Origin of the sequence: Streptomyces sp. UNOB3_S3, assembly GCF_020740895.1 — a bacterium.
Classification (GTDB): domain Bacteria; phylum Actinomycetota; class Actinomycetes; order Streptomycetales; family Streptomycetaceae; genus Streptomyces.
Genome location: NZ_JAILXP010000301.1, coordinates 1 through 8,965 on the forward strand (window position 1 = coordinate 1; position 8,965 = coordinate 8,965).

The following is an 8,965-nucleotide window of genomic DNA, read 5'->3' on the forward strand; positions in this document are numbered from 1 at the left end:
GTGGAGGGCTGAGGGGGGCGGGCGTCGGCCTCGGCGGCGGTGTGGCCCACGACGAAGAGGGAGAGGGCGTTGAGGGTGTCGACGGCCGGTCCCAGGGCGAAGCCCGCCGAGGTGAGGGTGCGCAGCCCGCGCTCGACGGCGTCGAGCGTCGCGGGGGTGACGGCGGGGCGGCCGGTGACCAGGGGGAGGACGCCGGGGTGGCGGAGCAGGGCCGCGCGCAGGGAACCGGCGTAGGCGCGCAGGAACGCACGCCAGTCCGTCACCTCGGCCTCGCCGTTCCCGGGCAACGGCAGAGCCTCCGCGAACACCCGCTCCACGAGGCCGTCCAGCAGGGCGTCCTTGTTGGGCACGTGGTGGTAGAGGGTCATGGCCTCGACGCCGAGCTCGGCGCCCAGCCGGCGCATCGTCAGCGCCGCGCGCCCCTCGCGGTCGATGAGCCCCAGGGCGGCGTCCAGGACGATTTCCCTGGTCAGGCCCGCACGTTCGCCTCGGGTCCGCTTGCTCGTCATGGATCGGCCTTCGCTCGGCGTTGACTTTCTTACATCGTAAGGGCAGAGTGGTCGTCGACGAACTCTTACGACGTAAGAATGGGTGAACGGGGATGAGCGTGGAGCGAGCCAACAAGGATGACGTGCTGGACTTCTTCCAGGCGCTGAACGAGCGGCGGTTCGCCGACTTCCCGCGCTACATGGCGGCCGACGTCATCGATCACAACAAGATCATTTATGGCGAGCCGGACGAGCCGGGTGCGGCTTTCGACGGCTTCCGGCAGCAGCTGGAGGCGTTCGGCGCGGGCAGGATGGCTCCCCAGCAGCTCGTGGCCGAGGGCAATACGGTGGTGGCCCGGCTGATCGTCACCGGCACGCACACGGGTCACCACCCCCGGATGCCGGAGCCGACGCACCGTTCGTTCGAGGTGGAGCAGATATGGATCTTCACGCTCAGGGACGGCCTGATCTCCGAGATACGCGCGGTGAGCGACCGCCTCGGCATGTTCCTCCAGCTGGGCTGGGACTGGCCGACGGAGGACTGACGGCGGACTGAGCGAGCGCAGGGGGCTCGTCGGGGCCCCAGGTGGGCATGCTGAGGGAGCGCCGGACGACCTGACGACCGGACGGCCGGATATCTCCCGACCGAGGACGAGGAGCACGTCTTGCTCACAGCGACGCATGTACCGGGCGGGCCCAACTGGCTGGGCCTCACGACCCCGGACGCCGCCGAGTCCGCCGCCTTCTACGGGGCGGCCTTCGGCTGGACGTACGAGCCCGTGGGCCCGGAGGAGCGGGGGTTCGGGCTGTTCCGGCTGGCCGGGAGGGTGGTGGCGAGCTGCGGCCCGTCGGCGGAGCCCGAGGCGGCGGGGGAGTGGCAGATCTACTTCCGTACCGTGGACGCCGAGGCCACGGCCAAGGCCGTGGAGCAGGCGGGCGGCACGGTCCGCTTCCCCGCCCACGACGTCCTGATGGCGGGCCGGGCGGCCGGGTTCACCGACCCGACCGGCGCCCGTTTCGCCGTCTGGCAGCCGCGCGAGGTCGACTCCCTGGACGCGATCAACACCGCCGGCGCGCTGTGCTGGACCGAGCTGTACAGCACGGACGCGGCCGTCTCCAAGGCCTTCTACGGCGCGGTCTTCCCCTGGGACACCAGCTGGGAGATCGAAGTCGGCACCCACGTCCTAGCCGTCATCCGCTCCTCCGTCTCTCCCGTCTCCCCCGTCTCCCCCGCCGGAGCCGGCGGGGAGGCCCAGCACGGCGCCATCATGCAGCTGCTCCCGGAGAACCTGGCGTCGGGCTCACGCTCCGAATGGCACCCGTACTTCGCGACCCGCGACTGCGACGGCGTGGCGACGGCGGCCGCGGAGCGAGGCGCCGAGACGCTCATCCCGCCGGTCGACGTGCCGGGCGTGGGCCGGGCGGCGATGTTCCGCGACCCGTTCGGGGCGGCGTTCGGGGTGATTCAGGGGGAAGCCGGGGGCCAAGGCTGACCGATGAGACCAGGACCGCGCCGTCTACCGACATCCATCTACCGACATCCGTCTACCAAGCTGCGGCCTGAAGGGCGTGGAGGGCGACGGCCTGGACCGACAGGCCGTCCGTCGGGATGCGGACGGTGCCCGGCGGGGCCTTCTCCTCCAGATGACGTGCCATGCGCAGGCTCCGCTCGATGTGGGCGGCGAGCTGGGATCCGATTTCCCGTTGGGCGAGCCGCTCCCTCACGGTGGCCTCCTCGGCCGTGAGCAGGACACGGGTGGCTCTGACCTTCCCGCCGCCCATCGCCCGGCTGATCATCGGCTCTTCCAGGATGCTCACCGTGTTGGTGTAGATGAGACGACGCTGGCCGAGAGCGGCGTAGTTCGACCAGACGGAGGCGATGTTCCGTTCCGTGATCGCTGTGCGGTGGGGGTCGCCGGCGGGGGCCGGATGGATCTGGTCCATGAAGTCCCCCTCGATCAGGCAGTGCGCGGTCCCCGCACCCTGCAACGCCACGGACATCTCCCAGGCGACACTGGTCTTTCCGACTCCCGCTCCACCACCGATGAGCAACAAATCGTAAGCAGTCATGGTTCACCAGGCTGGCAGAACCCGGGTCGCCGCGGCATGTGGTTTTCAGCGGTGGGGCAGCACGAGCGACGCGGCTGCTCAGCGCGGGCGTGGCGACACCCGCCGCATGGCGGCCGGGGCGCCGTGCGGCGCCCCGGCCGGCCTGGGCTCAGCCCTTGATGTCCGAGTAACCCGGGATCTCGCGGGGGTCGCGGGGGCCCGGGCCCACGTAGCGGGCCGACGGTCGTACAAGACGCCCCGTGCGCTTCTGCTCCAGGATGTGCGCGCTCCAGCCCGCCGTGCGGGCACAGGTGAACATCGAGGTGAACATGTGCGCCGGGACCTCCGCGAAGTCCAGCACGATCGCCGCCCAGAACTCGACGTTCGTGGCCAGCACCCGGTCGGGACGGCGGTTGTGGAGCTCCTCCAGGGCCGCCTTCTCCAGGGCCTCGGCGACCTCGAAGCGCGGGGCCGCCAGCTCCTTGGCCGTACGGCGCAGGACGCGGGCGCGGGGGTCCTCGGCGCGGTAGACGCGGTGGCCGAAGCCCATGAGGCGCTCGCCCTTGTCGAGGGCGCCCTTGACGTAGGCGACGGCGTCGCCGGTGCGCTCGATCTCCTCGATCATGCCGAGGACCCGGGAGGGCGCGCCGCCGTGCAGCGGGCCGGACATGGCGCCGACCGCGCCCGACAGGGCCGCCGCGACGTCCGCGCCCGTGGAGGCGATGACGCGGGCGGTGAAGGTGGAGGCGTTCATGCCGTGCTCGGCGGCGGAGGTCCAGTAGGCGTCGACGGCCTTGACGTGCTTGGGGTCGGGCTCGCCCCGCCAGCGCTTCATAAAGCGCTCGACGACCGTCTCCGCCGTGTCGATCTCCTTCTGCGGCACCATCGGCAGTCCCTGGCCGCGGGCCGACTGGGCGACGTACGACAGGGCCATCACGGCGGCCCGGGCGAGATTGTCGCGGGCGGTGGCCTCGTCGATGTCGAGGAGGGGCTTGAGGCCCCAGACGGGGGCGAGCATCGCCAGCGCGGACTGCACGTCGACGCGGATGTCGCCCGAGTGGACGGGGATGGGGAACGGCTCGGCCGGCGGGAGCCCGGGGTTGAAGGCGCCGTCGACCAGCAGCCCCCAGACGTTGCCGAAGGAGACGTTGCCCACCAAGTCCTCGATGTCGACGCCTCGGTAGCGGAGGGAACCGCCTTCCTTGTCGGGTTCGGCGATCTCCGTTTCGAACGCGACGACTCCTTCGAGTCCGGGGACGAAGTCGGACATCAGGCGGCTCCTCATGATGTGTGCGACAAGCGGCTGCCGACCGGCCGACCGTCCGGGGTCCCCGGAGGTCCGGCCATGGGTCGGACGAGGTCAAAGGGGTTGGGCTTGCGTCTGTTGCTTTCCGGTGGGGGTGGTGCTTCCGGTGGGGTGCTGCGCTCCGGTAGGAGTGCCGGCGCGGGTACGCGGCAGCGTGCGCGGCTCGCGGTCCGTTCCGGTCTACCCGGTCATGCCCCGTGCGGCCGTACTTCACCCCGGACATCACCCGGCCTCCGCAGAAGTACGGTGCCGGGACCGGGGCCGGACACGATAGCCGGAGCTGCCGGGAAGCCACAGCTGTCCACCGGTGATTTTGGGGGGTTCGGGGCTTGCGGGGAAGGTGATGTCCGGCACACCGAACTTTCCGCTGGTGACAGGGTTACGGAGCGGAAATCCGGGCAGGAGCGACCGTCCACCCGCGGCGCCGGCCGCCCCGTGCTGCAAGATGTGCACGTGTCCCACGCCGACGACTACACATCCGACGACGCCTACGACAGCGATGACGGGCTCGAGTACGGACTCGCGTTCGATCTCCAGCACGATCTGGCCGCCATGCGGGCGCACTACCGCTCCGCGGGCCTGTCCGAGGCGGAGCTCACGGCCGGTCCGTACGAACAGTTCGCGCACTGGTTCACCGAGGCCGCCGCGAGCGAACTCCACGAGCCCAACGCCATGATCGTCTCCACGGCGGACGCCGCCGGACGGCCCAGCTCCAGGACCGTGCTCCTCAAGGCGTACGACAAGCGGGGCTTCGTCTTCTACACCAACTACAACTCCCGCAAGGCCAGGGAGATCGCGGAGAACCCGCATGTCTCCCTGCTGTTCCCCTGGTATCCGCTGGCCCGTCAGGTCGTCGTCACCGGTACGGCCGAACGTGTGTCGCCCGAGGAGACCGCCGCGTACTTCCGGGCGCGCCCCTACGGTTCGCAGATCGGCGCCTGGGCGAGCGAGCAGTCGACGGTGGTCGCCTCCCGCGCCGAACTGGACGCGGCGTACGAGCGAATGGCCGCCCGCCATCCGGAGGGTGAGCCGGTGCCGGTGCCGCCGCACTGGGGCGGCTTCCGGGTGACGGCGGAGACGGTGGAGTTCTGGCAGGGCCGGGAGAACCGCCTCCACGACCGCCTCAAATACATCCGCGACGCGAAAACGGGCTGGCGAGTGGACCGCCTGTGCCCATAAGACCAACACGGCACAACAGCACAGGCGAAAACGCAGACGGCCCGTGGGCTGCTACCGCCCTCCGCCTGGCGGCGGAGCGACGGTGCCGAGCGGACGACTCGGCGGCCCACGGACCGGGTGACTGCTTGGGATTGGCCGGCACAGCCGGCGCTGCGTAGGAACGCGACGACGGGCGCTAGCCCGCAGTCACCTCACGCGTCCGGAAAGAAATCATGTCCCGAACCACCTCCCTTCTCGTGTGCCCCACAGCCTAGGAACGGTTGCCCGGCCCGGGCAACCGGATTTCCTTGGGCATCGATTTCGGCGAAGACGGTGTGGGGTGCGCCGGGGTCGAGTTGAATGCCGGACGTGCAGGACTTGCAGGGCACGCGGACACGTCCAGCGGGGGGTATCTCGTGACGGCTCCACACCAGCCCGGCCCCACCGGCCACCGGGCGGGCCCGGAGAGCGAGGACCACGACCTCCTGGCGGCGCTTCTCGACGGCATGGACGCGGCGCTGTGCGCGTTCGACGCCGACGGCCACGTCACCCACTGGAACCGCGAGGCCGAGCGGATACTCGGCTGGACGCCCGACGAGGCCGTGGGCCGGCGGGGCCTGGGCGGCTGGGCCGCCCGCGAGGCGGACGCCGAGGAGGTCACCGGGCGGCTGCTGGGCGTGATGAAGTCGGCGGGCCGTCAGGTGGACGAGTTCGCGCTGCTCACCAAGGACGGCCGGCGGGTGCTCGTCCGTGTCCAGTCCTCCGCCGTGCCCGGCACGGACGGCAGACCGGCGGGGGTGTACTGCGCGTTCAGCGAGGTGCACACCCAGATCGACCTGGAACGGTCCGTCGCGCTGAGCGAGGCGCTGTTCGGCGACGCGTCCTGGGGCGTGGTGCTGGTCGACGCCGACCTGCGCCCGGCCCTGGCCAACGCCCACGCCGCCCGCGCCCTGCGGACGAGCCGCACGGCCCTGCTGGGCCGCCCCCTGGGCGAACTGCTCGACCAGGGCGTGGAGGAGGTCGAGGGCGCGCTTCAGCACGTCCTGGCGGCCGGCGCGCCGCCCGCGCCCACCGAGCTGTGGGTGACCGTCCGCGACCACGGCGGCGGCCCCTCGCCCGTACCGGAACGGCGCTGCTGGCGCAGTGGTTTCCTGCGGCTGGCCACCCCCCTGGTCGAGGAACCCGTCCCCCTGGGCGTCGCCTGGCTGTTCCTGGACGTCACCAAGGCCCGGCTGGCGGAGCAGGAGAGCGCCCGGCTGCGCTTCCGGAGCAGCCAGCTGCACCGGGCGGGGCGGGCGGTCGCGGAGTGCGAGGACCCCATGGAGGCTGCGGCCCTCTACATGGACTTCGCCCTCGCGGGTTTCGCCGACCACGCCCTGATCGACCTGCTGCCCGAGCCCCGGCCGGTCCCGGAGGGGCCGATCCGGCTGATCCGCGCCGCGGCGACGCCCGCCTGGGCGCCGGGCCAGGGCCCGCCGGCCTCCCCCGGCGGCCTCCCGGTGCCGTACCTGGACGGGCATCCGGCGCTCCAGGCGGTCGAACGCTGCGGCTCGGTACGGGCGGCGGCGGACCGTACGGAGAACTGGGCCGCCACCCGCAAATGGCCCGACGGCACCCGCCACGCCCTGGCCACGGCCCTGCGCAGCCGGGGCCGGACGGTGGGCGTCGTCACCTTCCTGCGGGGCGGCTCGCGCCGTGCCTTCGACCGCGCGGACGCGATCTACGCGGAGGACATCGCCTCCCGGGTGGCGGCCTCGATCGACCTGGCGGTGGCCACGACGGGGTGAGCGAGCAGCGGCCGACGACGGCGGGAGGGGCCGGGGCGGGACGACGGGCCCTTCCGGAGCGTAAAGAGCTCTTCGCCGCTGGACCTGATGCAGGGCACCCGAACAGCAATACCAGGCACCGCGAGGAGCTCAGCCCCGGAAGGGCCCGTCGTCCCGCCCCGGCCCCGCCACGAACGAACGAACGCACAGCGGCGCCCGCACAGAACTCAGTAGGCGCCCGCACAGAACTCAGTACCGGAAGAAGATCCGGTCCCCGTACTCCTCCAGCACCCGCCCGTTCCACTCATGGCCCCCGTCGACGTTGCCCGAGCGCAGCATCGGCGGGTCGATGCCGCGCGCGGCGAGCTCCCCGGCCGCCGCGGCCATCACGGCCTGCATCACGGCGCTGGCCACGACCGTGGACGCGGGCCCGAAGGGCGCCGCGATGCCCTCGGCCGTCAGCTCCGCGTCCCCGACCGTGATCTTGGTGTCGACGACGACGTCGCAGTGGTCCTTCAGGAACGTTCCGGACACATGGCGGGATCGGGTCTCCTCGGCATAGGCCAGGGACGTGACGCCGATGACCTTGAGGCCGATGGCGCGGGCGTTCATGGCCATCTCGACGGGCAGCGCGTTGCGCCCGGAGAGGGAGATGACGACGAGGACGTCGCCGGGCCGCGCGGGGCTGGTGTCCAGGACCGCCCCGGCCAGCCCGTCCACCCGCTCCAGCGCGCTGCCCAGCGTGGCGGGCATGACGTCGATGCCGACCACGCCCGGCACGGCGAGCAGGTTCACCAGGGCCAGCCCGCCGGCGCGGTAGACGACGTCCTGGGCGGGGAGCGAGGAGTGCCCGGCGCCGAAGACGAAGACCCGGCCGCCGTCCGCCACGGTCGCGGCGATCATGGCCCCGGCGTCCGCGACGGGGCCCGCCTCCTCGTCGCGCACCCGCCGCAGCAGGCCGATCGCGGCGTCGAAGAACTGCCCGGCCGGCTCGCTCTCGCTCATCGCTGCGGGGCTCCTTCGCGCTCGACTTGGCTGGACTTGGCTCGACATATCCGCTCGGTGCGTGCCCGGGGCGTACTCTCGTGGCGCGGATCACGTTGCGTGCTGGACCGGGGCGCTGTCAATACGGACGGGGCGGGCGGAGGCGTGGGCGGCCCCGTTGTCGGTCCCATGCGTCAGAATTGAGTCCAGGGCCAGCGCACGACTTATCGAGGGGCACGGCATGTCCGGACTGATCGACACCACGGAGATGTACCTCCGCACCATTCTCGAGCTGGAAGAGGAAGGTGTGGTCCCCATGCGCGCCCGCATCGCCGAGCGGCTCGACCAGAGCGGCCCGACGGTCAGCCAGACCGTGGCCCGCATGGAGCGCGACGGCCTGGTCACGGTCGCGGGCGACCGGCACCTGGAGCTCACGGAGGAGGGCCGCCAGCTGGCCACCCGTGTGATGCGCAAGCACCGGCTGGCCGAGTGCCTGCTGGTCGACGTGATCGGCCTGGAGTGGGAGCAGGTGCACGCCGAGGCCTGCCGCTGGGAGCACGTGATGAGCGAGGCCGTCGAGCGGCGGGTGCTGGAGCTGCTGCGCCACCCCACGGAGTCGCCGTACGGCAACCCGATCCCGGGCCTGGAGGAGCTGGGCGAGAAGGCCGAGGCCGACCCGTTCCTCAATGACGGCATGGTCAGCCTGATGGATCTGGAGCCGGGCACCGACGGCAAGACCGTCGTCGTGCGCCGCATCGGCGAGCCGATCCAGACCGACGCCCAGCTGATGTACACGCTGCGTCGCGCCGGGGTGCAGCCGGGCGCGGTGGTCAGTGTGACGGAGTCGCCCGGGGGAGTGATGGTGGGCAGCAGTGGCGAGGCCGCCGAGCTGGCCGCGGACATCGCCGCGCATGTCTTCGTCGCCAAGCGCTGACCTGCCTCGACACCGGGCACGGCCCGGCCGCGCCGGGTACGTATACCTCCTTACGTAAAGCTGCCGAGCCGCGGCGGAATCGGCGCGCCCGGGGCCGAGCCGTGCCACGCTGGCGCTGAGTGCCGAAACGCATATGCGCGCGCAGCCGACCGGGGGGAGGGCTGGGATGGGGCCGGCGGACCGGCGTCGACACGGAAGCCATGGAAGCCACGGGAGCCGACGCGGAAAGGGGCCCCGGCGCCCTCACGAGCGGCCGGGACCCCACCTCCCCGTTCTCCCC

At 72.0% G+C, this 8,965-nt stretch carries 9 protein-coding genes; 5 read left to right on the top strand and 4 right to left on the bottom strand.

The annotated features are described in order from the left end of the window. A partial coding sequence (locus K6I33_RS26470; protein WP_229357047.1) for a TetR/AcrR family transcriptional regulator C-terminal domain-containing protein occupies window positions 1-509 on the bottom strand: 509 nt, incomplete at its 3' end. A gap of 92 nt (window positions 510-601) precedes the next feature. Between K6I33_RS26470 and K6I33_RS26475 the strand changes: the two genes are divergently transcribed. Beyond that, window positions 602-1,033 (top strand): ester cyclase, encoded by a 432-nt coding sequence (locus K6I33_RS26475; RefSeq protein WP_229357048.1) that lies wholly within the window; start codon window positions 602-604, stop codon window positions 1,031-1,033. 120 nt (window positions 1,034-1,153) lie between these two features. Then, window positions 1,154-1,981 (top strand): VOC family protein, encoded by an 828-nt coding sequence (locus K6I33_RS26480; protein ID WP_229357049.1) that lies wholly within the window; start codon window positions 1,154-1,156, stop codon window positions 1,979-1,981. A 52-nt stretch (window positions 1,982-2,033) separates the two neighbouring features. On the opposite strand, the gene K6I33_RS26485 is transcribed toward K6I33_RS26480, so the two are convergent. Both K6I33_RS26485 and K6I33_RS26490 read right to left on the bottom strand, forming a co-directional pair. After that, window positions 2,034-2,558 carry a hypothetical protein gene (locus K6I33_RS26485; RefSeq protein ID WP_229357050.1) on the bottom strand — a complete coding sequence of 175 codons (525 nt, stop codon included), beginning with the start codon at window positions 2,556-2,558 and terminating at the stop codon, window positions 2,034-2,036. 148 nt (window positions 2,559-2,706) lie between these two features. Continuing rightward, window positions 2,707-3,807 (bottom strand): citrate synthase 2, encoded by a 1,101-nt coding sequence (locus K6I33_RS26490; protein ID WP_229357051.1) that lies wholly within the window; start codon window positions 3,805-3,807, stop codon window positions 2,707-2,709. Window positions 3,808-4,386: 579 nt separating this feature from the next. Between K6I33_RS26490 and pdxH the strand changes: the two genes are divergently transcribed. Next, the gene (gene pdxH, locus K6I33_RS26495) at window positions 4,387-5,022 is read left to right on the top strand and encodes a pyridoxamine 5'-phosphate oxidase (RefSeq protein WP_275126775.1); all 636 of its coding nucleotides are present in this window, start codon (window positions 4,387-4,389) and stop codon (window positions 5,020-5,022) included. Between the two features lie 395 nt (window positions 5,023-5,417). Further along, window positions 5,418-6,788 carry a PAS domain-containing protein gene (locus K6I33_RS26500; protein ID WP_374285872.1) on the top strand — a complete coding sequence of 457 codons (1,371 nt, stop codon included), beginning with the start codon at window positions 5,418-5,420 and terminating at the stop codon, window positions 6,786-6,788. A gap of 228 nt (window positions 6,789-7,016) precedes the next feature. Here K6I33_RS26500 and K6I33_RS26505 read toward each other — a convergent pair whose 3' ends face one another. Next, a complete protein-coding gene (locus K6I33_RS26505) occupies window positions 7,017-7,772 on the bottom strand; it encodes an SIS domain-containing protein (protein ID WP_229357052.1) in 756 nt (251 codons plus the stop codon). 220 nt (window positions 7,773-7,992) lie between these two features. Between K6I33_RS26505 and K6I33_RS26510 the strand changes: the two genes are divergently transcribed. Further along, a complete protein-coding gene (locus K6I33_RS26510) occupies window positions 7,993-8,685 on the top strand; it encodes a metal-dependent transcriptional regulator (protein ID WP_126915571.1) in 693 nt (230 codons plus the stop codon). The last annotated feature ends 280 nt before the right edge of the window (window positions 8,686-8,965 follow it).